Below are 26,983 nucleotides of genomic sequence, written 5' to 3' on the forward strand. Positions count from 1 at the left end.
TTATAAACTTAATAAGGACAAACATTCATCTTCCTTTGATTTCATTAATTTCTTTAATTCTGGGCTTTTATCATCAAACCCAAGCAGATGAAGCAGTCCATGCACCATTACTCGCTGGAGCTCTCTTTCTGGCGTAATGTTGAAAGAGTGGGCATTGTCCACAACACGGTCTATACTAATGAAAACATCACCTTCAATAACTCCTTCTATATCGGAATTATCAAAGGTGATGACATCAGTTAGGGTATCGTGGTCTAAGTAGTCTACATTCATTTGATGAAGATATTCATCTGAACAAAAAATGTAGTTCAAAGATTCTAATTCAAAAGAATAGTTGGAGATAATTTTCTGCAACCATTCTTTAGTCTTTTGTTCGTCTTTTACTTCAAACTCTATGTCCTCGTTAAAAAACTCAATGGGTGGTGATTCAGGCATTTTCTATGTTGAAGGTTAAGGAAACGGTGCGGCCGTCATTGCTGAAGGACACATCATCACAGAGGTTGCGCATCAAGAAGATGCCGCGGCCACCTGGGTTTTCTAAGTTCTCTGGGGCAGTAGGATCAGCTAGGGCTTCTGGGTCAAACCCCGTGCCCTCATCCTCTATCTCAAACTTAAGCTGTTTAGGCTCTACAAATAAAGAGAGGTAAACGTTCTTGTCCTTGTCAAATTTATTTCCGTGTCTAATGGCATTGTTGACAGATTCCGTAACAGCCACCATGATATTGCCATAGATATCATCTTCTATCTGGAATTTTTCGCGGGAGTTGTCAATGAAGCTCTCCACTATCCGAATGTTCTCAATGATAGAAGGAATCTGAATTTTTACTTGATTCATAATATGTTTAAAATATCTGAAATGTCTGCAAATCTAATACTAATAACCTAATTTTTTAAAATAAGCATCTACCTGTTTTTTATAATACGGAGTAAATGCAGGTAAGCTCTCACGGAGTGACTCTGTTTGCTGTTGCTGGCGCTGTTTATACTTCTGAAGAGACGCAGGAATACGGGCCGGAAGATCCTTTGCCGTGTTCGCTTCCCGCTTCTCATCCAAGTCCCGCTCATTGGCGGCCTTCTCAGCTTGCAACAAACGCGTCATAATTTCTTTTTGACGCGTTATTGTCTGCTCTGTAAGACGTTTATTAACGAGATCAGCCTCGGTTTGTTCCATGAGCTTGCTCAAATTGGATAGATTCTGACCCTGCTCCTTGCCGCCCGGTGAAGTAGGCGCTGGGCTGATGTCTTTTAGGGCATTGCGTAACCGTTCCTGTTGCGCCGCCAGCTTGGCCAAAGATTCTGACAAGGCCTTACCAGACTGACCACTTTGCTGTAGCTGTTGGATCTGTTGGTTAAGCTGTTGTTGCATCTGGCCCAAGGCGCCTGGCTGGTTCTTGCCGCTCTTACCTTTCTTCTTGCCCGGCCCGCTCTGCTGTGCCGCCATCATAGCCTGTTGCATCTGCTTCTGGACATCGCTTAGCATTAAGGCCAGGTTGTTCATAGAGGTCATGGCCAGTTGCTGGTGCGTGCCTGTCTTGGAGAGGTTGCGGTCTTTAATGGACTCAGAGCTCTTGTCCATATTGCTTTCCATCTCCCCCACCTCACGGGTCACAAACGACTGAATCTGGAATACCCGCTTGGCCAATGAGAGTAAGCTGTCTTCAATTATCTTGGCGTCATCGGCCAGCTTAAGTTGTTGCTGGGCTAAATTGATGAAGCGCGGATCGCTTTGATGCACACTTCTAAAAGACTTCATGAGGTTCTCCTGGTCAAAAGAAAGCGTCACCAGGTTCTCCAGGATATCGCGGAGGTGGTCCAGGTTCTGTTGCATCTGCTCCATGTCACCGGACATTTCTTCTGATTTCATCTGCTGGGCCATCTGTTGCATCTTTTGGGCGGCCGACTTTTGAGACTGGCTGGCTTTCTTGTTCTGTCCTTTCTCTAAGGACTCCTGTGCATTCTCCTGCTCCTGCTCAATCTGTTCTTCCAGTTTATCAGAGTCTGGAATGGATTCTGGGTTTTCTAGCTTCTCGTTCTGGTTCTTAGCATCTTCTAGCGCCTTTTGAGCATCCTTGAATTCTTCCTGCAGTTTCTTCTGCTCCTCTTGTAAGGCTTTCTCTGGATTGTTTTTGTCCAGTGACTTCTGTGACAGTTCTTCTTGTTCCTTGGCTACTTTCTCTAGTTGCTGAGTGGTTTGGTCCAGCTTCTGCTCCACCTGTAACTGTTGAAATAAGTCCAGCAGACGGTCCAGTTCCTTTTGCAGGTTCTCTTCTTTCTGGTTGAGCTTGTCTAAAAGCGGCTGGATGGCGGCTGGATTAGGCTGGCGTTGCTCTAAGAGTTTCTCCAGTTCATCATAGAGTTTCTTGGTTTCCTCGTCCAATAGCTCATCCATCATCTTTTTAAGCTGGTCCCGTTTTTCGGCTATTTTCTCATTTTCAGGCGAAAAACGCTCTTGCTGTTGGTTGAGCTGATCATTGAGTTCCTGTAAAGAGGATAGGTCTTCCTGCAAGGCTTTCTTCTTCTCTGCCAGTTCCTGCAAGGCCTTTTTGTCCTGGAAGCTTAACTCGCGCTTCAGCTTGGTCTTCTCCTCTTGCTGTTCCAAGGACTTCTTCAACTCCTCTGCCTTAGAGAGGGATGACTTTAGCTGAGACTGCACCTTCTGCGAAGTAGCGTCAATGGACTTCTGAAGTTGGTTGGGGTCTGGGTAGGTAAACAAAAAGGTAGAGGTGCGGGCGCTCTTCGGCGAAGGTACCTGGTCGTTGTCCGTTACCTGCACAAAATATTCCACCTTGTCGCCGGGCTGTAATCGCAGTGGCTTCAGGTTGAACTGGTGGAAATAGGCCTGGGTAGAAATGTTTCGGTTGAACGGCACAGAGATGGCTTGGTACCTGCCACTAACTTTTCCCGCCCGAGATACTTTATAATGTAAGGCCAGCCTGCTGAACCCGTAGTCGTCTGAGATGTTCCCGCCCACTACTAGATATGAGAACAGCACCGAGTCCCTGAATTGCTCCAGCGTAATCTCTGGGGCTCTGTCTGGGATGACCGTCACTTGGTAGTTGATTTGTTCCTTATTGGTGCTGTACTGGTTGCGCAAGTGCATGCTGTACGGCTGACTTTCTAAAAACGTCTTACGTACCAAAAACTCATCATCGGTTTCAAGAGCTTTCAGTCGCTGGTGAGGATTTTTAAGGTCTATCCATAGGGAGTCTGCGTGCTCAGCGGCTAAACGCCAGGTCACCTGCGTACCTTCAGGCACAGTAAGGTCTCCGGAGTTTTCCACAACCTCTAGGGGCTTTCGCAAGTAGTTTGGGAACCGCAATTCGGCTTTCAGGCGGCGCAGCATGGGTCTGGGCACCACGGTGAGGTGTTTCTGGTCTGAGTAGAATCCGGCCCCAGTCAGCTGGAAATCCACAGTTTCTTCTACCGCTTTAAAATCATAGACATAGGTATTGTCTGGGGCTTTGCGCAGAGGAATCTCTCTATTCTCTAACACCAGCGCAATTTGCTCTGGCACTTTGTCTCCCTTGATGTTTACTTTTAATTGAAAGTCTTCTCCCCTAAAAGCCTGTAGGTTTTTGTTCAGGATTTCAAACTCAAACGGAGCCTTAGGGGTGTAATGCGTTTTAAAATTGAGGATACGCTCACTGCCTTGTACAAAGAAGCTAGGATAGATAAAGGCAAGGATGATGACCAAGGCAGAGGGCAACAGCACATACTTCATGTATGGCTTGTTCTGCGTGAGCCGCACCCGCTCCGGAAACTTGTACCCGGCCAACTCCTCTGATCGCTGCTCTACGCTGGCAGCCACCAGATCATTCTCTACTGCCTGTTGCCGTAGTTGTAATAAGTTTAAAAGCCGGTCCTGAATTTCGGGGAAGTACGTGGTGACCTGTTGCGCGGCCTGCTCATCTGACAGCAGCTTCTTCAAATTCGCTAAAGCCATCAATGGTGTCCAGAGCCAACGGCCCACGGCAAATACGGTGATGGCCAGAAAAGAGAACAGCAAGAACGCCCGTATCTCGGGCTGGAAGTAAAACAAGTACTCCAGCAGAGTGAAGAGCAGGAAAAAGGAAAGCAGAAGACCTGCAGTGAGAAGGGCGCCTTTGAATAGTAGGTTCAGGTAGAACTTACGTTTAAACGCCTGGAGCTGCTGTAATACACTATGTAAAGAACCGGCAGCCTGCATGGTTTTGTGTTGTTTTGGAAAAAATAGCCCAAAAACGGATTGAAAAAAGGGTGGCCCTTGCTTCAATCCGTTTTCTATTTAGCCATACGTAAGTAACAATATAGTAACTAATTATACTATCAAAATATTGTAAGAATGCTACGTGAGCGGATGCATTTCTAGTAAAACCGGGCAATGGTCAGAGTGTTTAGCCTCTGGCAGAATAGCGGCCCGTTTCATGTGCGATTTTAAATGCTCAGAAACCAGCAGGTAGTCAATGCGCCAGCCTAAGTTCTTAGACCGTACGTTGGCTCTATAACTCCACCACGTGTATTGATGCGGCTCCGTATTAAAATGCCTAAACGAATCTATAAACCCGTCCTGCAGGAAATTGCTGAACCAGTTGCGTTCCTCGGGCAGGAAACCCGAGCTGTTGGCATTTGACTTGGGGTTGTGGATATCAATGGCCTGATGGCAGATGTTATAGTCCCCGCAGATCACCAAACCGGGCACTGTGTTCTTGAGCGTCTGTATGTACTGTTGAAAATCCTGCAGCCATTGAATCTTAAAGGCCTGTCTATGCTCGCCGCTGGAGCCAGAGGGCATGTACACGTTCAACACCGAGTAGCCGTCAAAGTCGGCGCGGATTACCCTTCCCTCTTGGTCATAGTGCTCAATGCCGCAGCCTATGCAGACGCTCTTGGGTTCTTGCTTGGAGAGAAGCGCCACGCCGCTGTAGCCTTTCTTCTGCGCCGGATGGATATACACATGGTAGCCTAGCTCTTCCCAGACGGCTTTGTCAAACTTGGACTCATCTGCCTTGATTTCCTGCAGGCACAACACATCTGGATTAGCGGCCCGTACCCAGTCTGCGAAGCCCTTAGACAAGGCAGACCTAATCCCATTCACATTATAACTGATGATTTTCATTTAATTCATTTGGTCAAAATACTCCAGCACGTGCCAGCGCATCATGCGTTCCTGCTCCTTGAGGTTGCAGAAAGGCAGGGCTTTCACGGCTTTCCAATGCGGCCAACCGTCCTGGTCGGCACCCTCCAGCTCATAGTAACCCGAAAGGCTCAAAATCTTGCAGGTGGCAATGTGCATTAAGTCCTGCTTTTGCTCTTTGGTGAACTCCCGTACTCCCTGGCCCAGTTCCTGCACGCCAATCAAAAAGAGAAGGGCGTTCAAATCTGGCTTCTTACCAAAGCGCTGTTTGATATCCTGCCTCAGGGCGGCCCACCGGACGTCAAAATCCTCTTCGTTCTCCATTGTTTATTGAATGAATGAGTGATTGAATGAAGGAGAGAATTAAAGTTTCCTTCATTCCTAAAAGGAAGAGAAGTCGTTTCTGGCCTGTTTTCTGGAAGACAGGCCAAAAACGGATGTTCTCAAAGTAAGAGACAAAGAAATTAGGCTTGCTGTTCCGCCTTTAGTTCTTCCCAGTACTCCACGGCTCTTCTAAAATGAGGAATCACAATGGAACCGCCAATCAGGTTGGCAATCGCGAAGACCTCATATACCTGCTCATCAGTCAAGCCGCACTCAAAGCATTTGCCTAGGTGGTACTTGATGCAGTCATCGCAACGCAATACCATGGAGCAGGCCAGGCCCAGCATCTCTTTGGTCTTCACGTCAATGGCGCCCTCGGCGTAGGCGTTGGTGTCCAGGTTGAAAAAGCGTTTGATTACTTTATTGTCCGCCTCCATGATCTTCTCGTTCATGCGGGTGCGGTAGTCGTTGAATTCTGTAACTAAGCTCATAGGTATTGCAGTATGTAATAGGCAAATACGCCTCTAAAGTAAAGTTACACCAAAAAACGCAAGAGTGTATGGCCAAGGCATCTGTGAGCGTCTCTTCCCTGTTTCAGGATTTCCTGAGCCTGCTGTTCCCCGAGGAATGCCGGGCCTGTCACGGGGAGTTGGCCATTGGCGAGGACGTCATCTGCAGCCATTGCCGCATCAAGTTACCCTACACAGACTTCCATCTTTCGCCGCAGGATAATGCCTTACATAGAGTTTTCTGGGGTAGAGTACCCATTCAACTGGCCGTATCTTACTTGATGTTTCAGGAGAGAAGCCGCGTGCAGCAGCTCTTGCATCAACTCAAATACCGGGGCCGCGAAGAAGTGGGCGAAGTGTTGGGCCGCTGGTACGGTGCACAACTGCAGCAGCAAAAAGCCTTCAAAGAAATAGACCTAGTGGTACCAGTGCCTTTGTACAAAGCAAAACTGCAACAGAGGGGCTACAACCAAGTGAGCGCGTTTGGCCGCGAGATAGCTTCTGCCCTGCAAGTACCGTTTGAGGAAGCCGTCCTGAAGAAAGGTCGCAGCGGTAAAACCCAGACCAAAAAGAACCGGCAGGAACGCTGGGAAGCCATGCGCCAATTGTATTTAGTTTCCCAGCCGGAAGTCATAGAGGGAAAGCACGTCTTGCTGCTGGATGATGTGGTCACGACCGGCGCTACCTTGGAGGCCTGTGCCACTCTCTTGTTGGCAAACGGCGCCAAGGCAGTGAGCATTGCCACCATCGCCTACACTTTATAACCCGCCCCTACCTATATATAAGGAGTGGCTTGTTCATTCTGTTGGATATCGTTTTTGGCTTGTTTTCCGGAAATGAGGTCTAAAACAATAAAGCGTGTCTCTAATCCTACCAAAATTATAAGGCACAAAAAAAAGGGCCGGTATAAACCGGCCCTTTCTATATGATATGAAACTCTAAGGAGATTACTTGTTTGATCCTGTGTTGATCATAGCGCAACGGAAACCGATGGTAGAGGTAGCAGAGTCCTGAGCCATGAAGCGACGCGTTCCTGGAGACAACCAGTAAGCTACGTCTTTCCATGAACCGCCTTTGTACACTCTTACGTTGTTACCGATCAAAGATTTGAAACCGGCTACATCGTAGTTAGAAGAGTCATCTAAGACACCGTTTCTACGTACTGGGTTCAAGTCTTCCACGTCTTGGAAAGAAAGCGGACGGTAAACGTCTTGTACCCACTCGTTCACGTTACCAGCCATGTTGTACAAACCGAAGTCGTTTGGCGGATAGGCGTAGATGTATTCTGTGATCATGGCACCATCGTTCAAAGAACCGGCAATACCAGCGTAGTCACCACGTCCGCGTTTGAAGTTGGCCAAGAACTGACCCATGCCTTTACCATATGGGTTACGCACTTGGTGGCCATCCCATGGGTAGATACGCTTGTTCAACTGGTTTTCTTCTTCGTCTAGTTGTACACCAATCAACGCTTGAGCGGCATATTCCCACTCAGCCTCTGTTGGGAGACGGTAGTTCGGTAACACGGCACCAGACTCAATTGGAGGCGTAGCGCCTTCTGCTAGGTCACCGTCATAATCTTTAGCCAGGTTCTTGTTCACCATGGCGGTACGCCATAGACAGAAATCCTGCGCCTGCTCCCAGCTCACGCCTACCACCGGGTAGAAACGGAAACCTGGGTAACGTAGGTAATAGTTTACATATGGGTCGTTGAAAGACAACTCACGCTCCCAAACGGTAGTGTCTGGAAGGGCTTTGGTATAGATTTCCTCAGAAGAGTCTTTTCTAACGTAGTGTAGGTACTCTAACCAGTGAATGTTAGCAACCTCTGCCTCGTCCATGTAGAAAGAAGCGATGGTAATGGTGCGCTCAATGTTGTCACGGGTCATGGCAATGTCTTCCTCAGAAGAGCCAAGGGTGGTTCTACCACCTTCAATAAACACCAAACCCGGTCCTTCTGGAGTGTCACTATAATCAGCTACAGCAAAATCGCCTTCTTCTTGATCAAATTCTACCCCCGTGGCAGTACTCACATCGCCGGGGTTACGGCTAGTGGGATGGTTTCCTTTTTTGCAGGAAGAAATAGCAAGCACGCCTGCTACCATCGTGTACAAAAGTTGCTTAGACAGTCTCATAAATTTTGGTTGATGCCAAGTAATAATTGGTAATAAGTGTATTCTCTAAAAACGATTTGCCTTTAACGTGTAAAAATAGACAAAATCAAAATTCTGGACAAGCAATGCGATTATAATTTTTATCAGAACCCAATCTTTTAAAAATCTTCTCATAGTCTGCCATGGCAAACCCCACACTAATCTCATGGGTAGGCCCCAAAGCATTACGCTGGCCAGACAGCATGGTTCTATACCCGTAGCCTACCTTAAAACCTTTATAAGCCAGTCCTAAAAGACCGCTAACTGCGCTAGAAACAGGTAGTTGCGACCCACCTGGCAGGTAGCTGTAGCCAATACCTAACGTGATAGGTGTTATAATAGTATAAAGGTTCCCGTCCAGTCTTTTAAAACTACGCTGCTGCAAATAAGAGAGGGTAGGCGTAAAGCTTAGCTCTTTTAAAGAATTTCTGGCATAGTAGTTTTTTACATAGAATCTATAGCCCGTCTGCACCTGAAATACCGGAGGCAGCGTGGCTTCAGCTCCCCTGCCCGTGGTTGGATTATTTAAATGTTGCGCCGATGCTCCCAACCAGAACTGGTCTGTGAAAAGTAAAAATCCGGTGGCTACCGTGGCATACATGGAACGCTCCCTATCTAGGGTTTCTGCGGTGGGTTGCTGCACAGAACCGTCACTTCCAAGCTGGTCTTCAAACACCAATCCAGAGAAACTGGGCTTCTGCGAGGCAAACGCCGCCTGCAATCCCGCACTAAAATCCAGGTTTTCTCTTAACTTAGTATGGTACGCATACACAGCCCCTGCCTGAAGGCGGGCAAAACCACCAGCTGGTTCCCGGTCTGACAATACGGTGAGGCCTACCGCAGTCTTGCTTTCCTTGAATCTATACTCGCCGCTCAGCCATTGTGTGGAAAAACCGTTTTGGGCGCCCGTCCACTGGGACCGGTGCCCGGCGGTGAGGCTGTAATCAGACAATAAACCGGTAAAAGCGGGGTTAAGAAAGACACGGTGCGCAAACTGCTGGACCGGTGGCGCCTCCTGGGCCTGCACGTTAAGGATAAGAAGAGCAGGCGCAAAAAAAGACAGAAACCCACCCAGCCGTACCACCTTTAAGAGACGGCACGTAAATTGCGATGGTTTTCTTACGCCTATTTTCATTCTAAAATAAGTAAACTTACATTCTGAACTCACCTTCCTGACAAGATGAAAAAAGTATTCATAGGGCTGGCCATCTTTTTTGTAGTACTGCTGGCCGCCGCCGCGCTAGTGCCGGTTCTGTTCAAAGATAAAATCAAAGACCGGCTAGATAAAGAAATAGCCAAGAATATTAACGCCCGGGTGCTATACGAAACAGACAACGTATCGCTGTCCCTGTTTCGCACATTCCCAGATTTGGCCTTGAGCGTGAAGGAACTGCGCATTGTGGGCAAAGACTCCTTCCAGCGCGACACCCTCGCCTACCTGCCTGACTTTGCCCTGGGCCTGGACCTGATGAGTGTGATTACGGGCAATGAGATGGTCATCAAATCAGTGAAGATGGATCAGCCGCAGTTAAAGCTGTTGGTCTTAAAATCGGGTAAGGCCAATTGGGACATTTTTATTCCAGACTCTTCGCAGGCTACACAAGCAGATACCTCAGACTTTAAGATGGGCATTGACAACTGGGAGATGACCAACGGGCAGATTATCTACCAGGATTTGAGCATCCCGTTTGGGGTGGCGGCTTACAATGTACAGCACACTGGTAGCGGTGACCTGGACAAGGACATCTTTGACATGAAGACTCAGACCCAGGCCGAGCGCTTCACCATGACCTATGACGGCATCAACTACATAGAAAACAAGAAGCTGGACGCCGACGTGACCATGGCCATGGACCTGGCCAACATGAAATATACCTTCAAAGACAACAACTTCCGAATCAATGATTTTGCGTTGGGAATGGCCGGTTCTGTGGCTATGCCCACCGAGGACATCCTGCTGGATTTGACCTTCAAAGCCTTGGAGACCGATTTCAAAAACCTCTTCTCTCTGGTACCGGGCGTGTTCACGGATAAATTCAAGGACATTGACACAGACGGTAAGCTGGCGTTCAACGGCTACGTGAAAGGAACCTTCAACGAGACCACCATGCCGGGCTTTGGGGTGGACCTGAAAGTGAACAATGGACGGTTTAAATACCCAGACCTGCCGCAGGAGGCCCGAAACATCAACGTGGACATGAGCGTGAAGAACGCAGACGGCATAGTAGACCATACCCAAATCAACATCAAGAAACTGCATCTGGACCTAGGCAAGAACCCGGTAGACGGGCAAGTAATGATTGACGGCCTGGAGCCGATGAAGATTAACGGAAACCTGAAAGCCAAGCTGGACCTGGCGGAGCTGACCAAGGTTTTCCCGCTGGAAGGCACCACCCTGCGTGGTTTGCTGGACGTGGACGCAACGGCCAACGGCGTGTACTTTGAGAACCACATGCCCATGGTGGTGGCCAAACTGAACCTGGTGAACGGTTATGTGAAGTCTTCCTCTTTCCCGGCGCCGCTGGAGAATGTGACCATGGTCTCTACCGTGACCAACAAAACCGGCCAGGCCGCCGATACGGACATTCAAGTGTCCCAATTCAAGATGCTTTTGGACAAAGAGCCCTTGCAAGGCCGTGTGTCCATTAAGAACCTGGCAAAGCCGCAGTTTGACCTGGTCCTCAATGGTATTCTGGATTTGACCAAGCTGACCAAGATTTTCCCGATTGAAGGCACCACGGTTAGCGGTCGCTTGAACGGGAACATGGCCGCCAAAGGAAAAATGACCGATGTAGAGGCTGGCCAATACGGAAACGTGATTGCCAGCGGGGCCATGCAAATCAGTCAATTGAACTACAAGAGCACAGATTTGCCGCAGGGCATGCGCATTAATACCGCCAAAGCCACCTTTAACAATGAGCAAGTGCGTCTTGAGAACCTGAACGGGTTCCTGGGCAAGAGCGATGTGCAGATGGACGGGACCGTGACTAATTACATGGGCTATCTATTCTCAGAGAATCAGCCCTTGCGCGGTACTTTCAATCTGCGCGCCGGAACGTTCAATGTGAACGAGTGGACCGTAGATGAGCACACGGGTCAGGCCGCCCCATCTACCACTGCCAAGGCGCAAGGCGTGGTACAAGTGCCAGATAACCTAGATTTGGTCTTGAACACGCAGGCTGGAACTGTTTTGTATGACAACCTCAAGCTGCAAGACTTTAAAGGACAGGTAGCCATCAAGAACCAGGTTGCCAAACTGGAGAACGTGAGCTTCAACACCTTGGGTGGTCAGTTTGTGACCACCGGTTCTTATGACTCCAGAGACCTGATTCACCCTAAGTTCTCGTTTGGCTTGGACATCAAGAACCTGGATTTCAAGAGTGCTTTTAACGCGTTCAATACCCTGCAACAGATTGCCCCTATCGCTAAGGCGCTGGACGGTCAGTTCTCTACCAAGTTCAGTTTGAACGGCGAACTGGGCAGTGACATGATGCCTGTGATGAGCACGTTGACCGGTAGAGGCGCCGTAGAGGTAATCCAAGCCGTGGTGACCAACATCAAGGCGCTCTCTAAGATAAGCGAGGTGACCCAGCTCAAAGACGTGCAGAACTTTGTGGTGAAGAACAAGGGCTTTGCCGCAGAGATTCTGGCGGGTAACCTGGTGGTAAAACCGTTTGACCTGACCGTGGGCGACATGAAAATGACCGTGGGCGGTACCAACAACCTGGCCGGCACCATGGATTACGTGGTGGCCATGGACGTGCCTTCGGGTAAAGTGGGTGGCGCCTTGTCCTCTAAATTAACAGCCTTGTCTGGCGTGCAGAACATCAAAAGCCTGGACCGAGTGACCCTGCAACTGGGCGTAGGTGGTACGTATAACAACCCTACCGTAGCCCTGCGCGGCAGTAGCCTCAAGGCCGAAGCCAAGGACCTAGTCCAGCAGGTAGTGAGCAATAAGTTGGAAGGCGTGAAGGAGAAACTCAACGTGAACGTACCTACTAACAAAGACAGCTTAAAAGTTGAATTTGCCAGAAAGCAGGAAGAAGCCAAGGTGAAGGCGCAACAAGAACTGGAGAAGAAACGCCTGGAGGCAGAGCAGAAAGTGCGCGAAGAAGCCAAGAGCCAACTGAATAAACTGTTCAAGGTTCCGGCTAAGAAACCAGCCACCACTACCGCGCCGCCAGATACTACCAAACAGCAGTAGATACTAAAGGAGTAAAACCCAACGTTCCGTTTTTGGCTTGTTTTCTAGGAAAGAGGCCAAAAACGGAATTTTTTTGTCTAACCCCCTAATTTTGCAAACTCTGGGACGGTTTTTCGTATACGTCCCGTGCTGTCACTAGCCAGCATAATTTTTTCCCCCACCCATAATTTTAGTACCATGAAAAAATCTATTGTAGCCGCCCTCTTCGTGTTTGGAGCCCTTGGCTTTTCTGCCTGCTCAGACGATGACAAAGAAACCACTGGCACCTCGCGCATGGAAGTGCGTTTAACAGACGCCCCCGGTGATTATGACGAAGTAAACGTAGACATTCGCTCGGTGCAGATCCATAGAGATGCCACTGGTGATGAGTCTGGTTGGATCACGCTGGACAACATCAAGCCGGGCGTGTACAACCTGTTGGACTTCGCCAATGGCCGTGATACCTTATTGGCCAGCGCTACCTTGCCCGCCGGCGCCATCACCCAGATCCGGTTGGTATTGGGCAACAACAACACCTTAAAACTGAAAGGTCAGAACAACCTGGTGCCGTTGACCACGCCTAGCGGACAGACCTCTGGCTTGAAACTACAACTGAACACTACTCTAGAGGAGGATGTGACCTACGTAGTCCTGTTGGACTTTGACGCTGCCAAATCTGTAGTGCCGCGTGGCAACAGCGGTGCCTATAACCTGAAGCCAGTGATTAGAACCATTACTACGGCCGTGGCTGGTGGTATTAGAGGAACCGTAACGCCAGCCGCTGCCAAGCCTGGTATTCTGGTGATCTCTGCCGCCAATGACACCGTGGGTGGTTTTGCCGATGATGCCGGACGCTTCTTGATTAAAGGCTTGAGAGCCGGTACGTACAAAGTGCAGTTTACTACTGTAGAGCCGTACAAGAACAAAGAAGTGACCAACGTAGTGGTGACCAATGACCAAATCACCACCATGCCAACAACAGACCTGAACTAATCTGATTCAGGGTCTAACGCATAAAAAAGGGAGCCTTTCTACAGGGCTCCCTTTTTCTTTATTGGATACTTCGTTTTTAGGCTATTTTCTGGAAAATAGGCCAAAAACGACGTCTTATAACTCTAAATCCTGTCCGTACTGAATGCGCACGTAGGTCACGTAGTCTGAGTTGATGGGCTCATGGCCGGCCAGTCTCAATTCACGGGCCACTTGTCCGCGGTGGTAGGTGGCATGGTTGATGGCGTGGGTCAGGATGTCCTGTACTTTGGTAGAATAGGCCTTGCCCTGGGTGTTGGTGTACTCAATTTCGCGGTTCAGTTCTGCGGCGTCAGCGTTGGCGTAAATCTCCACTAACTTCTTAGAGGTGTCTTCTGCCAGGCGGTGGAGTTCTTCTAAAGAGTGTACTTGTAAAACGGTAACGGGGCTTTTGGTGCCGGTAATGCGGGCAATCCAGATGGCTTGGGCGTTCAACACGTGGCTGAACATCAAAACGGCGTAGTCTGGCAGTTCGCCTTCTATTCTGTCAAAACTTTTGAGCACGCGGGTGTTGGCCCATACGTTGTACTGTGTTAAGTTTTGGAGGACGTCATTGGTAGTCATAAAAGTAAATTTGGTAAACCATTCCAGAGCCGCGCCCCGGAATTTGCGCAAAAGTACTAAACGGGGGCCTCAGAAAGAATGTTTACTTTGTTTATTCCATAAGCTGTACCAAATACGGCCAGAAGACTAGCAGCCCAATAGCCGCCGCCGTGATAGAGGCAATGAGCACGGCCCCGGCGGCAATGTCTTTGGCCTTGCCCGCCAAGGGGTGCGGCCCCGGCGACACCAGGTTCACCACCACCTCAATGGCCGTATTGAACAACTCAGCCATCCAGACCAGGCCAATGGCCACGCAGACCAGCGCCCATTCCACCGTAGTCAGTTCTAAGTAAAACCCTAACCCCACTGCCAGTCCTGCAGAAAGCACGTGCCAGCGCAGGTTTACCTCAGACCTAAACGCCGAGGAGATTCCTTTCATGGCGAACCCAAAGCTGTTAATCCGTTGGCGTATGAAAGACGGTCTGGTTTTTTCCATATGGTGCTTAGGTACGTAAGATGCGTGCCTGAGGGTAACAAAGGCCTGATGGATTGGGAGCTTATTAGAATAATAACTACCATCACATCACAAGAAGGCAATCTAGCAAAAGCGGCAGGTCATCTTCTTTCGTTTTTGGCCTGTTTCCTAGAAAATAGCCCAAAAACGGGTGGTTAGGGAAGGCAGTGACTTATACTTTGATGATAATGTTCTTCTTGTACATGACCCACAGGATGAGCATCCAGAAGGCAATCCAGGTAAGTGCCCACGCCAGCGAAGCATTGATGGGTGAGAACAAAGGCGTGTAAAAAGACTCATACAACCAAGTTTTGCTGTCCACCTCGCCTTTAGCGGTATCTACTTTTATCATGCCCATGATGCGTGGTATCAACCCAGACAGAAAGAAGACCGTGATGGCATTTACCCCATAGACTAAGAACGGTGTGGTAAACCTATGATAGCCTTTCACGTCAATCAGCCAATAGCAGAGGCCCAGGCCTAGCATGGCCAAGCCGGATGTATACAGCACATAAGAACTAGTCCACAGGCTTTTGTTGATAGGAAAGTGTAAATCCCAAATAAGTCCCAGGCAGACGCAGATGACGCCCCAGACCATAAGCCAAGCAATTTTCTCTCCTGCTTCAACACTGGGTTTCTTCAGCCATTGTCCTACCAATACCCCAGTCAGGGCCGTGGCCACTGCGGGCAGGGTGCTTAAGATGCCCTCGGGGTCCCAGACTTTGGATTGCTTCCAGAGGTGACCAGAAAGCAAGGTGTTGTCCAGCCAGGCTGCCAAGTTGGTAGCAGGTTCCAAGTTGGCCATGCCTATGCCCGGCACCGGCGCGAACATCATTAAGGCCCAATAGCCTACCAGAAGGACAATAGTCGTCCAGATTTGCGTGCGTCTGCTGGTTTTCAAGAAAAGAATGGCGGCTATGATGAACACTACTCCTATTCTCTGTAGTACGCCTGGTATGCGCACGGTGTCAACCTCAAACTTGGGGAACAGCGCCAGGAACATTCCCAGAGCAAACAAGGTAAGGCCGCGCCGCACAATCCTTAGCAGCGTGGCCTTATGCGTCTCGGGTAAATGTTTGTTGCGGTCCAAGGCATACGCAATGGAAACTCCCACAATGAACAGAAAGAACGGAAACACCAGGTCGGTGGGGGTGCAGCCGTGCCAGGTGGCATGCTTAAGCGGCGAATATATCTTTCCCCAGTTGCCGGGGTTGTTCACCAAGATCATAGATAGCACCGTGAGGCCCCTAAAGACATCTAAGGATCTTAATCTTACAGGGCCTGTGGGCTTAGAGGATGTTATAGGTGGGGTTTCAAGGGAGCTAGTAGAGGTAGGCACGGGACGAGGGAAAAATATGGGTATGGATAAGTATGTTATTGCTGGTCAGGTACTTAAGTGAAATGTCTTAGCTCTTATTAAAAAGCTGTGACACTAGGAATACAAAATACGGTCTAATGTCTCTTTCCTAAATTACTGGTCTTTTGAGATGCGTGCAGAGTGCTCATAAAGAGTAATTGCTCAAGTAAGTAATTAATAAAATTTTAAAAGTCGGTCAAATGTTTAACAATGATTTAAGGAAATCATAAATTTGGGAGTGTGTGTCTAAATTTTTAACAGTTCTCTGTTTGAAAACATACCTCATGTTTTTCTCACTTATATCTTTTCTTAGTCCCCTTAACCAATTTTTCCCCAATTATTTTCTATGAAGATAGCGTTACGGCTTATGTTGTTTGCTATGAGTTTCCTCATAGTGCAATCAAGTTTTGCCCAGAGCAAAACCATTACCGGGAGGGTTACCTCCTCAGATGACGGCACGGCCCTGCCAGGAGTAAGCGTGGTGGTCAAAGGGACTGCCAACGGTGCCTCTACAGACGGAGATGGTAAATACACCATCCAGGCTGCCCCGGGCAGCGTGCTGGTCTATACATTCATTGGCATGCTCTCTCAGGAGCGTACCGTGGGTGTGGACAATACCATTGACGTGGTGCTAAAATCAGACGCCAAAGCTTTGGAAGAAGTAGTGGTAACTGGTTTTAACATTGCCCAAGAGCAGAAATCTATCAACTACGCGGTGCAGTCCGTTTCTGGCAAAGCGCTGGAAGAAACCAGACAGCAGAACGTGGTGAACGCCCTGCAAGGCAAAGTAGCCGGGGTGAACATCATCAGTTCTGGTGGTGGAGCCGGTGAGGGTGCCAGCATTGTGATTAGAGGGGGTTCTTCTATTGACGGGGATAACCAACCGCTTTTTGTGATTGACGGTATTCCGGTAGACAACTCCTCTTTCCAGGAGTCAACGGCTCCTGGGGCTGGTAGTGGTTTCAACGGTTTATTAGGCCGCTCAGTGGGTTCTTCTAACCGGGCTGGTGACTTGAATCCAGATGACATTGCCTCTATCACAGTCTTGAAAGGACCAGCGGCGGCGGCTTTGTATGGTCTGCGGGCCGGTAACGGAGCGGTAATCATCACTACCAAAAAAGGAGTGGCGGGCCAGACCTCTGTTTCTTACAACGCCATGTTCTCCTTTGACCAGGTAAACAGATTGCCAGAGGTGCAGAGTGTGTACAAGCAAGGCACCAACGGCGTGTATGATCCTACCACCCGTAGATCATGGGGGCCTAAATTCCTGGAGGGCGAGCCTGTGTATGACAACATTGGAGAGTTCTTCCAAACGGGTTTCAAGATGAACCACAGCCTGAGTGTGTCTGGCGGTTCTGAGAAGACCAATTTCTACATCTCTGCCAACCACTTAGACCAAGGTGGGGTGGTGCCTGAGACAGAATATGAGAAGAACTCTGTGCGCGTAGCCGGTACTTCTAAATTCAATGACTACTTATCCTTTGACGGTTCTGCCAACTACTTGCAGACCAGTGGTAAGAGAGCTTTGCAAGGCCCGGGCCTTTTTGGCGGTACCGGTGGTTTCTTGGTGAGTATCTTCAACTGGCCTTTAAATGATAACATGGCCGACTGGCAAAATCCGGACGGTTCGCGCCGTAGATTGCTGGAAAGCGTAACCGGTGATATTGACAACCCTTACTTCACGGTTAACAAAAACCCACAGACAGATAGAGTAGAGCGCATGATTGGCAACGTAGGCGTAACCATTGACCCTACAGACTGGCTGAAAATCAACTACCGCTTAGGTTCTGATGTGTACACAGAGCGTACTGAGAGTGTGCGTTCACCAGGTACCTCGCTTATCAACAACCAGCAAGGTGGTTTGGCCGTGACGGTAAACCAGTTCCAGCAGTACACCTCTAACTTTGTAGTAACCGCAGACAAAGACATCACTGAGAAAATTGGCGTGGGTCTTGTGTTAGGTAACACCGTAGAGCAGACAGAAACCAAAGGCGTGGATTATTTGGGATTGATTTTCCAGAACCCAGACTTTGTGGGCTTGAACAACACCACCAATCGTAGCGTGATTCAGAGAAATTCTTTGCGCAGATTGATTGGGGCCTTTGGCCGCGTAAGCTTTGACTATGACAACTTCCTGTTCTTAGAACTACAGGGCCGTAACGACTGGTCATCTACCCTGCCGGTGAAGAACCGCTCGTTTGCCTATGGTTCTGCCAGCTTGGGCTACGTGTTCACAGAGCACCTGCCCTTGGGCTCTAGCTCTTTCTTGAAGTTTGGTAAGTTCAACGTTTCATATGCCCAGGTAGGAAAAGATTCGCCACCGTACCGCGTGTCCTCTCCGTTGACCAACAACACCTTCTTGGGTGGCGGCTTTAGAAACAACTTCTTTGGCGGTAACCCAGAGTTGAAACCAGAGACCAAAGCATCTTTTGAGACGGGCCTTGACTTCAACTTCTCCAAGAACAACCTGCGCTTTAACCTTACCTATTATCAGGATAGAACCATTGACCAGATCATTGCCCCAAGACTGAGCCAGGCGTCTGGCTTCATCTTGCAGTATGTGAACGGTGGTACGGTAGAGAACCGCGGTATTGAGGCCGTCTTGTCTGGAACAGCCATCCAGAAAGGCGACTTCGCCTGGGATGTGGTGGCCAACTTTTCCCGTAACAGAAGCGAGGTAGTGTCTATTCCGTATCCATTAACTGAAATCTACCAGTCAGACTCTTGGATTGTAGGGTTTGCCAGAGGTTCTGTTTTCCAGGGAAGCTCTCTAAGCGCCTTGGGTGCCATGCAGTATGAGCGTGCCCCAGACGGACAGCTAATCATTGGCGCCACCGGTTACCCAACCTTTGTAGACCAGAAGTTTACGTATGCCGGTGACCGTGCCCCAGATTTTACCTTGCAGATTACCAACACCTTCAACTACAACAACCTGTCGCTTTCTTTCTTGACAGACATCAGAAAAGGCGGCGTAGTGGTGAACGGCAACGAAGCAGCCCTGGTAAGCAGCGGACTTAGCAACCGCACCCTGGATAGATACAAGAAAGCAGTGTTCCCGGGCGTAGTAGCCGTAACCGGAGCAGACGGCAAGGTATCTTATGTGCCTAACACCAGAGAAGTAGAACTAACGGAGAGCTATTACCGCAACATCATGTCTGTGGTAGGCAGTGACTTTATTGAGGACGCCTCCTGGATTAGATTGCGCTACGTGACCTTGGCCTACAGCCTGCCTACCAAGTTCTTTGGTAAGATTCCTTTCAAAAACGTGGAACTGAATGCTACTGGCCGTAACCTGATTCTCCTGACCAAATACTCTGGTTCTGACCCAGAGACAGCGGCTGCCGGTTCTGGTGTGCGCGGTGGTGGTTCTGGCGGGTTTGACTATGGTAGCGTACCCGGAACCAAAGGTGTTGATTTAGGCATTAAGCTATCATTCTAGATTATTGAGAACGCAAATCATGAAAAAATTTATAATAGGATTATGCACGGTGGTAGGCTTGGGCCTTACCGCCTGTGACAGTTTTTTGGATGTGAATGATGATCCAAACAACCCCGTCTCTACTACCCCTAACTATCTGTTGCCCAGTATTATTGGGAACGGTCTGCAGGTGCAGTTGCTGACAGAATTACGCGTGGGGCAGATTACGCAGAACATTGCTGGTAGAACGGCCAACATTACCACAGACCAGTACTACTTTACGCCCAGCAACTCTACCTCTACCTTCAACAACACCTATTATCTGGTGGGCAGCAACATTGGCCCCATGATAGCGGCGGCAGAGGCAGAAGGTTCTCCTTACTATGTAGGCGCTGGTAAGACCATGCGCGCCATCATCATGGCCCACCTTACAGACATGCTGGGAGACGTACCCTACACCGAGGCTTGGCAAGGCTACACTAACATTGCTCCCAAGTATGACCCACAGGAAGAAATCTACAACACCATCTTCAAGCTGTTAGAGGAGGCAGAGGCAGAGTTCTCTAAACCGGCTACCGCCAACAAGCGTCCCTTCTACTCGGCTAACCCGGTAAGCGGTGACATTTTGTACCAAGGCGACGTGTCCAAATGGATTAAGCTCATCAACTCCATTAGAGCCCGTCAGTTAAACCATTTAACCAAGAAGGCAACCTACAGCGCTGACGCGGTGTTGGCGGCTATTGACAAGGGCATCAAAAACAATGCAGATGATGCTACGCTTGGTTACAGACAGCCTACCAGCGTTGAGTCCAGCACTACCAGCATCTGGGGACCTACCAGAGGCAACATGGCCTCTTATACCTTCGGAAGAATGTTTGTGAACTACTTGAACGGTACTACGTTGTTAGGCGATGCCACCGCAGCAGATGATCCGCGCTTTGCCATCATCTCTCCTACGTTGAGCAACGGTGCCATACCGGGTGCCGGGCAGCCCTCTGCCCCTACCGTGACCGACTTCTATGGTGGCTGGTACTCTACAGACAACAGCCCGTTCCCGTTGGTGACCAACGCCGAGATGCGCTTTATTGAGGCAGAGGCTGCGTTCCGTAAAAGCGACAAGAGCCGTGCGTTTACGGCGTACAAGGCAGGTATTACGGCACACATGACCAAGTTGGGCGTAGCGGCCGCGGCACAGGCAACCTACTTAGGCAGTGCCGCTGTGGCGCAGAGCGAGGGTACTTTGACCTTGAAGAACATCATGGAGCAGAAGTACATTGCCATGTTCCTGAACCCAGAGTCCTGGTCAGACTTGCGCAGATTTGACTTTGACCCTGCCATCTACCCAGACTATGCAGTGCCCGCGGGCGTAAACCCTAACCTGGGCGGTAAGATGGTGCGCAGACTGCCGCCGGCGCAGACAGAGACCCAGTACAACCCCGCCGAAGTAGCCAGAATGGGATGGGGAACCCCAGACTACGTGACCCTTCCGGTTTGGTGGGATAAGCAATAAGAGGTTGTCAGGCATTTAATTTTAAGAAGACATGAAAAGCATTTTTAAGAAATACATGGCCGTGCCAGCCATTGCCCTAATGGGTTTTGTGGCCGTCTCTTGTGAGGAGGACTATGAGCCCTCTTACCAGATCACTGAAGATTCCTTCCAGCTCCTGCAGGCTACCGGTACCTTGCCGGTAGCGGCCAAATACGCCACCGGCGAAACCGTGAAAATGGAGCTGGTCTACAACAAGTCAGACATCAAGGAGATAGTGTTGCTCCAGAAGTTTGACAACCAGGATTCTAGCGTAGTCAAGACCATACCAGCCCAGGGCGCTTACTCGCTGCGTAAGAAGGCAGACACCCTGGTAGTGGAGTATGTAGTGCCTCCTGGTCTGGCTAATAAAACCTTGATTAGGTTAGACGCCAAAGGAGTTGGTTTCAACAACAGCACCAAAACCAGAAGCGTGAGCTTTAGAGTAGCTGAGGCCATGCCCACCATCAGAATCAAAAGCATGAGCAACCGCACTGCCACGGCGCAGTACGGCAATGCGGCCAATGATGTGATTAGGTATGAGCTGGTCATGAACGAAGGCGGCGTGACATCTGTAACCACTACCACGCCGGCCACGGCCATTCTGTACAAAGACCTGGACAGCTTGAACGTGTACGCTAAAGTGGGCGCTGGAGCAGAAACCAGAGTGCAACGGATTGGCTTGACCAAGTCTGGTGCGGCAGTGACCAGAAACGTAGACGTGACCGTACCCGCTAATTCCGCCAACCAGGAAGTGATTTTCCGTTTCGAGGTGAAATCATTGTTGCCAAAACTGGCGGCCTCTGTGAGCTCTGCCCCAGTTACGCCTAGTGCGGCTACGGCCTTTACGGGAACCAGCACGGCTACCATTGGCTTGAACGGTGACGCCAACGCAACGTCTTTCAACTTTGTGGCCAGAACCAACGCAGGGACTGACGTTGCCGCCAACAAGGACATCACCGTCACTAGCGTGGCCGGTAACAAGGTAGCTGTGAAGGCTGACAATACCACCTCCTTTGTAAAGTCTACTGCCGCCGCGTATACGTCTGCTACTTTCTCTAGCGTGCGTCAGGCCTATTACGCTGGGGCCAATGCCGTGCCTACCACCGTAGTGACCTCTATTGCCGACCTGTTGGTGGGTGACGTGTATATTGCCAAGCTGGTGGGTACTGACAACTATGTCATCTTCAAAGTGACGGCCATTAACCGCACCGAAACAGGTGCCACTGTTACCATGGACTACAAGTATCTGTAGTCCTCAACTGCTATAGCTATCTATTACAAAGGCCACCATGCAACAAGGTGGCCTTTGGTTTTACCCAGTTTCGGTTCAAGTAAAAAGCCCTTCCGCTATTTTAGCAGAAGGGCTTTTCGTTTTTTGGCTGTTTTGGCCAAAAGAGGCTAAAAACGGCTTATCCTTTTAAGCTTCCAATCATGTCTTCTGGTCTCACCCACTCCGTGAACTGCTCATCTGTTAACAGGCCCAAGTCCAAAGCGGCCTGACGAAGCGTAGTGCCTTCTTTGTGCGCTTTCTTGGCAATCTTGGCGGCGTTGTCATAGCCTACGTGCGGGTTCAAGGCAGTTACCAACATTAAGGAGTTCTCCAGCTGGCGCTTGATCACTTCGTAGTTCGGCTCAATGCCTACGGCGCAGTGCTTGTCAAAAGAATCACAGGCATCACCTAATAAACGGGCGCTCATCAATAGATTGAAGATCATCACCGGCTTGAACACGTTCAGCTCAAAGTGACCGTTCATGCCGCCCACCGAGATGGCCACGTCATTGCCAATCACCTGCGCGCAAACCATAGTCATGGCCTCGGCCTGGGTTGGGTTTACTTTGCCCGGCATGATAGAAGAACCCGGCTCGTTTTCTGGGATGATGATTTCACCAATACCAGAACGAGGCCCCGAGGCCAACAGACGGATGTCATTGGCAATCTTCATCAAGCTCACAGCAATCTGCTTCAAGGCGCCTGAAGTTTCTACAATGGCATCATGGGCGGCCAAAGACTCAAACTTGTTCTCAGCGGTCTTCAAGGGCAGGCCAGAGAACTCAGAGATTTTCTTCGCTACTAATTCAGCGTAGCCTTGCGGGGTATTCAAACCAGTTCCTACGGCAGAACCGCCCAGGGCTAGTTCGCTTAGGTGGTCTAAGGTGTTTCTAAGGGCGCGCATGCCGTGGTCCAACTGAGACACGTAACCCGACAGCTCCTGGCCCAGCGTCAACGGCGTGGCATCCATTAAGTGCGTACGGCCAATCTTCACCACGTTCATGTACTCCTGTGACTTGGCGTGCAGCGTGTCACGCAGCTTCTGAATCATAGGCAAGGTATGCTCCGCTACAATTCTATAGCCGGCAATGTGCATCGCCGTCGGGAAGGTGTCATTAGAGGACTGAGACTTATTCACGTCATCATTCGGGTGAATCTGCTTTTTCTCGTCCATCAAGTCACCGCCCAGCAATACGTGTGCGCGGTTGGCCACCACTTCGTTCACGTTCATGTTGCTCTGCGTGCCAGAACCGGTCTGCCACACTACCAGCGGAAACTGGTCTGCCAGGTCACCAGCCAGAATCTCATCGCATACGCGGCCAATGATTTCGGCTTTGTCCTGGGCCAGAACGCCCAGTTCAGCGTTGGTGTAGGCGGCGGCTTTCTTCAGGATGGCGAAGGCCTCAATCACCTCAGTAGGCATTAGCTGGCCGCCAATGGTGAAGTTTTCTTTAGAGCGTTGCGTCTGGGCGCCCCAGTATTTATCTGCGGGTACCTCTACCGGTCCCATGGTGTCTTTCTCTATGCGTATGCTCATGTCTTATAAGAATAAAGTGAATACTGTAGATGCCTCAAAACTACGCAATAATTATAAAAAGTGGGTGCGATTGAAGGCTTCCGTTTTTGGCTTATTTTCTGAGAAACAGCCCAAAAACGCCGGCCAGCGACTACTCTCCTTCTTTATCTACGCTTGGCCTTCACCGTCTCTGATGGCCGGCTTTCATTGTGCAGGCGGTCTACGGCAGTGACCAGATACGTGTAGCGCTGGCCAGCAACAGCAGAAGTGTCCACATAGGTAGGTCCGCCGTGATGAATTTTCAAGATGTGCGCCGGATTCTCCACGTCAATCACAGTGCCCTTGGGAGCTCGGTACAATACATAATAGCGGGCGGTCTCGCCGTCTGGTGCTTTGGCAGGGGCTTCCCAGGCCAGGTGGATGCCGTCTAGCGTAGAAGTTGCCTTCACATCAGTTGGTGCCAACGGGGCCACATCATCTATCCAAGGCATGGTGGGTACCAGCGCCGGGTATTTGTAGAAGCTGTTCCGAAGGCTGTCCTGCACGCCCAGCGGGTTGCTCATGACTGACTTAGAGCTGAAGAATACGCTGCCGTGCACATTGGGCGCCTGACGGTTGAGGCGCAGCTGGTTGCCGGTTTCCAGCGGGTTGTACCATTCTTTGACCCGGGCGTCTGTGTTCACGCGGTAGGTGCCTTGGCCAATGTAGAGATGCTTCCCGAAGTTGTTCTTGCCCCACCAGTCCAGCAGTTTGGCGTAATCGGCCACGGGGTAGCCAATGGTGAAATAGAGCTGCGGCACGTTGTAGTCAATCCAGCCTTTCTCCAGCCAGCCCCTGATGTCGGCGTAGAGTTGGCCGTAGTTGGTGAGGCCGTTGGTGTCTGAGCCGCGCGGGTCTTCCTTCTTGTTTCGCCAGATGGCAAACGGGCTTATCCCAAACTTGACATGCGGCTTCACTTTCTTTATTTCTACAGACAGCGTCTTAATCACCTCGTCTACATTATGGCGGCGCCAGTCGTCCTTGGTGGTAAAACCAGCACCGTACTGGGCAAAATCGTCGTCGTCTGGAAACGTGTCCTTGGTGGGATACGGGTAGAAATAGTCGTCAAAGTGAATGGCGTCCACGTCATAGCGCTGCACCACGTCCAGGATGATGTCCACAATGTATTCGCGTACTTCGGGCAGGCCGGGTTTAAAGTATTTCTTGCCGGCATAGGTCACAAACCACTCGGGCCGGGTTTTGGTGATGTGGTTGGACGCAATGTTAGCGCTGATGGTGTCATGGGTAGCCCGGTACGGGTTAAACCAGGTATGAAACTCCATCCCGCGCTTGTGTGCCTCCTCTATCTGGAACGCCAGCGGGTCATACGGCGGGTTAGGGGCCTCGCCCTGCCTGCCAGACAGCCATTGCGACCAGAGTTCTTTGGTACTTCTATAGAGCGCATCTGTGGTAGGCCGTACCTGTACCACTAGGGCGTTGATGCCATTCTTCTGGTGCTCATCCAGAATGTACCTGAACTCCTCCATCTGCGTGACCGGCGAAAGCCCCTGCTGGCTGGGCCAGTCAATGTTAGCCACGGTGGCAATCCAGACGCCCCTGAACTCGCGCTTGGGAGCTATTTGGGCGTGCAGTTGAAAGGAACAGAACCAACAAAAAATGACGATGAAGAGCAGCGATTGGGGACGGGGAAAGAAAAGCATAAGCTAAAAGAAAGGTAAGCGGCAAAGCAGGCAAGTAACCGCCTTTTTAGGTTTCTTCCAACCTTTCTTTCACGCCATTTCGTTTTTGGCCTACTTTCCAGAAAAGAGGGTAAAAACGGAAATCCTAGAAGAGGGTTTTAAGGAAATCGATTGCCAAAAAAATAATATAGGGTTTGGCTATATTTTGTTTTGTATTAGACGGTTAGGGCTTATATTTCTAGAACTTTCAACCAACCCCAAACCCCTATCCATGAAAAAATTTTATCGTCCGTTGGTACTGGCTTTGCTGGTAGGCTTTAGTGTGTCTTGTTCTAAAGAAGACGTAGAGCCCAATCAATCCCCCAGTGTGACTGGGACTGAAGATGCTACCGCCACCAAAGACTCACACCTGACTATGGGCAATCCCAGCAGTGCAGGCACCAGCTACAGCAATTACCTGGTGAGCAAATCACAGTACGTGATGTCCTACAACAGCTACCGCGGCACACCCAACTGGGTAAGCTGGCATTTGAGCAGCGCCTGGGTAGGCAGCACGCCGCGCCAGGATGACTTTAGGGCAGACACGTCATTGCCAGCGGCTTTCTACAAAGTAACGTCTTCTGACTACACCGGAAGCGGCTTTGACCGGGGCCACAACTGCCCTTCTGCTGACCGCACCTTGACCGTGACGGATAACTCGGCTACGTTCTTGATGTCAAACATGATTCCGCAGGCGGGTCCTAATAACCAACAGACCTGGGCGGGCTTGGAGAATTACTGCCGTACCTTGATCAACGCCGGAAACGAGCTGTACATCATCATGGGCAGCTACGGCGTGGGCGGAACCGGCAGCGCTGGTTACAAAGAAACCATTGCCGGCGGCAAAGTGACCGTGCCTAACCGCATCTGGAAGGTGATTGTGGTATTGCCCAACGGTACTGGTGACGCCGCCCGTGTGACTACCAGCACCCGCGTGATTGCCGTGAACACCCCCAACACCACCAGCATCAGCAGCACATGGGGCTCTTACCGCACCACGGTAGACGCCATTGAAGCCGCTACGGGCTATAACATCTTGTCTAACGTGTCCTCAACGGTGCAGGCCACCATTGAGTCACGGGTAGATTCTGGTCCAACGCAATAAGTTTATCTCATTTGCGGGGCTACTTTTCTTGACCGGGAAAGTGGCCCCGCTTTTTTTATGGTGTCTATGTCTACTTTATACCAAGAACTAGAGCAGCTGAGCCAGGGCCTGTTGTTCATCAGTGAGAGTGAATACCCGCTAGAGCCGTTTACTTTGCCCGCGGGCGCCACGGCGCAAGACGCAAGTGGCTTTCTGCAGGCGTTGGGGCAGTCAGGGCAGCCCGTAGAGGAAGTGACCTTGGCGCATTTCTTCCGGAACATGGTAAGAACCTCAGAAGGAGATGCTGTGCAGCAGGAGAATGCCCAGAAGTTTACGGCCTTGCAGCAGTGGCTGGAAAAAAACCTGCAAGACGTGAAAGTGTACCGCCTTGGGCAGACACAGGTGCAGGCTTACGTGGTGGGCCAGGCCCAGGATAAGACTTGGCTAGGCTTGAAAACCACTTTGATTGAAACCTGAGAACAGGCCGTAAGACCGGTTACCTGCGTTGAGACACTACGTAGGCCAAGCCGGCAGAGAAGAGCACCGTCAACAGCCGCAGCCAGTCAATCTTGCCGGTAGTGTAGTACGTGATGCCCAAAGAAATGAGCGCTAGCACGGCAGCTACCGTGAACAGGATAGAGATGGCCCATCTGTTTTTCATAAACAGGTCTGTGTGTGAGGTGGTGGAGCGTTAAAAATACAGCAAGTCTACGAAAATACACAT

At 50.1% G+C, this 26,983-nt stretch carries 22 protein-coding genes; 8 read left to right on the forward strand and 14 right to left on the reverse strand.

Features of this window, described 5'->3' with window-relative positions; genetic code table 11:
- The 6 genes from ybeY to ABD880_RS13140 all read right to left on the reverse strand — a co-directional run bounded on the left by ybeY (position 1) and on the right by ABD880_RS13140 (position 5,928).
- Positions 1 to 435, reverse strand: coding sequence for an rRNA maturation RNase YbeY (ybeY, locus tag ABD880_RS13115; RefSeq protein ID WP_345166855.1), 435 nt, complete (start codon positions 433 to 435; stop codon positions 1 to 3).
- Positions 428 to 835, reverse strand: coding sequence for an ATP-binding protein (locus ABD880_RS13120; protein WP_345166858.1), 408 nt, complete (start codon positions 833 to 835; stop codon positions 428 to 430). The genes ybeY and ABD880_RS13120 overlap by 8 nt, the downstream gene beginning before the upstream one ends.
- A gap of 39 nt (positions 836 to 874) precedes the next feature.
- Positions 875 to 4,186: a DUF4175 family protein gene (locus ABD880_RS13125; RefSeq protein ID WP_345166861.1), complete on the reverse strand. Its 3,312-nt coding sequence runs from the start codon at positions 4,184 to 4,186 to the stop codon at positions 875 to 877.
- Between the two features lie 138 nt (positions 4,187 to 4,324).
- Entirely contained in the window at positions 4,325 to 5,095 is a 771-nt protein-coding gene (locus ABD880_RS13130; protein WP_345166863.1) for an exodeoxyribonuclease III, read from the reverse strand.
- The gene (locus ABD880_RS13135; protein WP_066507395.1) at positions 5,096 to 5,437 is read right to left on the reverse strand and encodes a hypothetical protein; all 342 of its coding nucleotides are present in this window, start codon (positions 5,435 to 5,437) and stop codon (positions 5,096 to 5,098) included. It lies immediately after the preceding gene.
- 140 nt (positions 5,438 to 5,577) lie between these two features.
- The gene (locus ABD880_RS13140; protein WP_345166867.1) at positions 5,578 to 5,928 is read right to left on the reverse strand and encodes a carboxymuconolactone decarboxylase family protein; all 351 of its coding nucleotides are present in this window, start codon (positions 5,926 to 5,928) and stop codon (positions 5,578 to 5,580) included.
- A 68-nt stretch (positions 5,929 to 5,996) separates the two neighbouring features.
- On the opposite strand from ABD880_RS13140, the gene ABD880_RS13145 reads away from it, so the two are divergent.
- Positions 5,997 to 6,710: a ComF family protein gene (locus ABD880_RS13145; RefSeq protein ID WP_345166870.1), complete on the forward strand. Its 714-nt coding sequence runs from the start codon at positions 5,997 to 5,999 to the stop codon at positions 6,708 to 6,710.
- A gap of 183 nt (positions 6,711 to 6,893) precedes the next feature.
- On the opposite strand, the gene gldJ is transcribed toward ABD880_RS13145, so the two are convergent.
- Positions 6,894 to 8,081 carry a gliding motility lipoprotein GldJ gene (gene gldJ / locus ABD880_RS13150; RefSeq protein ID WP_345166872.1) on the reverse strand — a complete coding sequence of 396 codons (1,188 nt, stop codon included), beginning with the start codon at positions 8,079 to 8,081 and terminating at the stop codon, positions 6,894 to 6,896.
- Positions 8,082 to 8,166: 85 nt separating this feature from the next.
- Positions 8,167 to 9,234 carry a PorP/SprF family type IX secretion system membrane protein gene (locus ABD880_RS13155; RefSeq protein ID WP_345166874.1) on the reverse strand — a complete coding sequence of 356 codons (1,068 nt, stop codon included), beginning with the start codon at positions 9,232 to 9,234 and terminating at the stop codon, positions 8,167 to 8,169.
- Between the two features lie 45 nt (positions 9,235 to 9,279).
- Here ABD880_RS13155 and ABD880_RS13160 point away from each other — a divergent pair, with 45 nt between their 5' ends.
- Both ABD880_RS13160 and ABD880_RS13165 read left to right on the forward strand, forming a co-directional pair.
- Complete coding sequence (locus ABD880_RS13160; protein ID WP_345166876.1) at positions 9,280 to 12,303, forward strand: AsmA-like C-terminal region-containing protein; 3,024 nt, start codon at positions 9,280 to 9,282, stop codon at positions 12,301 to 12,303.
- A gap of 177 nt (positions 12,304 to 12,480) precedes the next feature.
- Positions 12,481 to 13,275, forward strand: coding sequence for a DUF4382 domain-containing protein (locus ABD880_RS13165; RefSeq protein WP_345166879.1), 795 nt, complete (start codon positions 12,481 to 12,483; stop codon positions 13,273 to 13,275).
- A gap of 114 nt (positions 13,276 to 13,389) precedes the next feature.
- Here the strand turns inward: ABD880_RS13165 and ABD880_RS13170 are convergent, their stop codons facing one another.
- The 3 genes from ABD880_RS13170 to ABD880_RS13180 all read right to left on the reverse strand — a co-directional run bounded on the left by ABD880_RS13170 (position 13,390) and on the right by ABD880_RS13180 (position 15,707).
- Positions 13,390 to 13,875, reverse strand: a complete 486-nt coding sequence (locus tag ABD880_RS13170; RefSeq protein ID WP_345166882.1) for a DinB family protein — start codon at positions 13,873 to 13,875, stop codon at positions 13,390 to 13,392.
- Positions 13,876 to 13,966: 91 nt separating this feature from the next.
- The gene (locus ABD880_RS13175; RefSeq protein ID WP_345166885.1) at positions 13,967 to 14,350 is read right to left on the reverse strand and encodes a diacylglycerol kinase family protein; all 384 of its coding nucleotides are present in this window, start codon (positions 14,348 to 14,350) and stop codon (positions 13,967 to 13,969) included.
- 190 nt (positions 14,351 to 14,540) lie between these two features.
- On the reverse strand, positions 14,541 to 15,707 hold the full coding sequence (locus ABD880_RS13180) for an acyltransferase family protein (protein ID WP_345166888.1): 1,167 nt from the start codon (positions 15,705 to 15,707) through the stop codon (positions 14,541 to 14,543).
- Between the two features lie 397 nt (positions 15,708 to 16,104).
- Here ABD880_RS13180 and ABD880_RS13185 point away from each other — a divergent pair, with 397 nt between their 5' ends.
- The 3 genes from ABD880_RS13185 to ABD880_RS13195 are packed head-to-tail and all read left to right on the forward strand — an operon-like array spanning position 16,105 to position 21,923.
- Positions 16,105 to 19,164: a SusC/RagA family TonB-linked outer membrane protein gene (locus ABD880_RS13185; RefSeq protein WP_345166891.1), complete on the forward strand. Its 3,060-nt coding sequence runs from the start codon at positions 16,105 to 16,107 to the stop codon at positions 19,162 to 19,164.
- Between the two features lie 19 nt (positions 19,165 to 19,183).
- Positions 19,184 to 20,653 carry a SusD/RagB family nutrient-binding outer membrane lipoprotein gene (locus ABD880_RS13190; protein WP_345166894.1) on the forward strand — a complete coding sequence of 490 codons (1,470 nt, stop codon included), beginning with the start codon at positions 19,184 to 19,186 and terminating at the stop codon, positions 20,651 to 20,653.
- Between the two features lie 31 nt (positions 20,654 to 20,684).
- Entirely contained in the window at positions 20,685 to 21,923 is a 1,239-nt protein-coding gene (locus ABD880_RS13195; RefSeq protein WP_345166896.1) for a hypothetical protein, read from the forward strand.
- Positions 21,924 to 22,080: 157 nt separating this feature from the next.
- On the opposite strand, the gene fumC is transcribed toward ABD880_RS13195, so the two are convergent.
- Both fumC and ABD880_RS13205 read right to left on the reverse strand, forming a co-directional pair.
- Positions 22,081 to 23,478: a class II fumarate hydratase gene (gene fumC, locus ABD880_RS13200; RefSeq protein WP_345166899.1), complete on the reverse strand. Its 1,398-nt coding sequence runs from the start codon at positions 23,476 to 23,478 to the stop codon at positions 22,081 to 22,083.
- A gap of 143 nt (positions 23,479 to 23,621) precedes the next feature.
- A complete protein-coding gene (locus ABD880_RS13205; RefSeq protein WP_345166902.1) occupies positions 23,622 to 25,157 on the reverse strand; it encodes a glycoside hydrolase family 10-like protein in 1,536 nt (511 codons plus the stop codon).
- Positions 25,158 to 25,407: 250 nt separating this feature from the next.
- Here ABD880_RS13205 and ABD880_RS13210 point away from each other — a divergent pair, with 250 nt between their 5' ends.
- Both ABD880_RS13210 and ABD880_RS13215 read left to right on the forward strand, forming a co-directional pair.
- Positions 25,408 to 26,280: a DNA/RNA non-specific endonuclease gene (locus ABD880_RS13210; RefSeq protein WP_345166905.1), complete on the forward strand. Its 873-nt coding sequence runs from the start codon at positions 25,408 to 25,410 to the stop codon at positions 26,278 to 26,280.
- Positions 26,281 to 26,346: 66 nt separating this feature from the next.
- Positions 26,347 to 26,736, forward strand: coding sequence for a nuclease A inhibitor family protein (locus ABD880_RS13215; RefSeq protein WP_345166908.1), 390 nt, complete (start codon positions 26,347 to 26,349; stop codon positions 26,734 to 26,736).
- Between the two features lie 19 nt (positions 26,737 to 26,755).
- Here ABD880_RS13215 and ABD880_RS13220 read toward each other — a convergent pair whose 3' ends face one another.
- Positions 26,756 to 26,920 carry a hypothetical protein gene (locus tag ABD880_RS13220; protein ID WP_345166911.1) on the reverse strand — a complete coding sequence of 55 codons (165 nt, stop codon included), beginning with the start codon at positions 26,918 to 26,920 and terminating at the stop codon, positions 26,756 to 26,758.
- Between the last annotated feature and the right edge of the window lie 63 nt (positions 26,921 to 26,983).

Origin of the sequence: Nibribacter koreensis (assembly GCF_039541795.1) — a bacterium.
GTDB classification, from domain to species: Bacteria; Bacteroidota; Bacteroidia; order Cytophagales; family Hymenobacteraceae; genus Nibribacter; species Nibribacter koreensis.

What these genes read in the sequence shown, in the direction of transcription:
- ABD880_RS13125 (WP_345166861.1), bottom strand. Translation starts at nt 4,186, where the DNA reads ATGCAGGCTGCCGGTTCTTTACATAGTGTATTACAGCAGCTCCAGGCG.
- ABD880_RS13140 (WP_345166867.1), bottom strand. Translation starts at nt 5,928, where the DNA reads ATGAGCTTAGTTACAGAATTCAACGACTACCGCACCCGCATGAACGAG.
- ABD880_RS13215 (WP_345166908.1), top strand. Translation starts at nt 26,347, where the DNA reads ATGTCTACTTTATACCAAGAACTAGAGCAGCTGAGCCAGGGCCTGTTG.
- ABD880_RS13135 (WP_066507395.1), bottom strand. Translation starts at nt 5,437, where the DNA reads ATGGAGAACGAAGAGGATTTTGACGTCCGGTGGGCCGCCCTGAGGCAG.
- ABD880_RS13195 (WP_345166896.1), top strand. Translation starts at nt 20,685, where the DNA reads ATGAAAAGCATTTTTAAGAAATACATGGCCGTGCCAGCCATTGCCCTA.
- ABD880_RS13155 (WP_345166874.1), bottom strand. Translation starts at nt 9,234, where the DNA reads ATGAAAATAGGCGTAAGAAAACCATCGCAATTTACGTGCCGTCTCTTA.
- ABD880_RS13175 (WP_345166885.1), bottom strand. Translation starts at nt 14,350, where the DNA reads ATGGAAAAAACCAGACCGTCTTTCATACGCCAACGGATTAACAGCTTT.
- gldJ (WP_345166872.1), bottom strand. Translation starts at nt 8,081, where the DNA reads ATGAGACTGTCTAAGCAACTTTTGTACACGATGGTAGCAGGCGTGCTT.
- ABD880_RS13160 (WP_345166876.1), top strand. Translation starts at nt 9,280, where the DNA reads ATGAAAAAAGTATTCATAGGGCTGGCCATCTTTTTTGTAGTACTGCTG.
- ABD880_RS13220 (WP_345166911.1), bottom strand. Translation starts at nt 26,920, where the DNA reads ATGAAAAACAGATGGGCCATCTCTATCCTGTTCACGGTAGCTGCCGTG.
- ABD880_RS13165 (WP_345166879.1), top strand. Translation starts at nt 12,481, where the DNA reads ATGAAAAAATCTATTGTAGCCGCCCTCTTCGTGTTTGGAGCCCTTGGC.
- ABD880_RS13205 (WP_345166902.1), bottom strand. Translation starts at nt 25,157, where the DNA reads ATGCTTTTCTTTCCCCGTCCCCAATCGCTGCTCTTCATCGTCATTTTT.
- ybeY (WP_345166855.1), bottom strand. Translation starts at nt 435, where the DNA reads ATGCCTGAATCACCACCCATTGAGTTTTTTAACGAGGACATAGAGTTT.
- ABD880_RS13190 (WP_345166894.1), top strand. Translation starts at nt 19,184, where the DNA reads ATGAAAAAATTTATAATAGGATTATGCACGGTGGTAGGCTTGGGCCTT.
- ABD880_RS13185 (WP_345166891.1), top strand. Translation starts at nt 16,105, where the DNA reads ATGAGTTTCCTCATAGTGCAATCAAGTTTTGCCCAGAGCAAAACCATT.
- ABD880_RS13130 (WP_345166863.1), bottom strand. Translation starts at nt 5,095, where the DNA reads ATGAAAATCATCAGTTATAATGTGAATGGGATTAGGTCTGCCTTGTCT.
- ABD880_RS13120 (WP_345166858.1), bottom strand. Translation starts at nt 835, where the DNA reads ATGAATCAAGTAAAAATTCAGATTCCTTCTATCATTGAGAACATTCGG.
- fumC (WP_345166899.1), bottom strand. Translation starts at nt 23,478, where the DNA reads ATGAGCATACGCATAGAGAAAGACACCATGGGACCGGTAGAGGTACCC.
- ABD880_RS13170 (WP_345166882.1), bottom strand. Translation starts at nt 13,875, where the DNA reads ATGACTACCAATGACGTCCTCCAAAACTTAACACAGTACAACGTATGG.
- ABD880_RS13145 (WP_345166870.1), top strand. Translation starts at nt 5,997, where the DNA reads ATGGCCAAGGCATCTGTGAGCGTCTCTTCCCTGTTTCAGGATTTCCTG.
- ABD880_RS13210 (WP_345166905.1), top strand. Translation starts at nt 25,408, where the DNA reads ATGAAAAAATTTTATCGTCCGTTGGTACTGGCTTTGCTGGTAGGCTTT.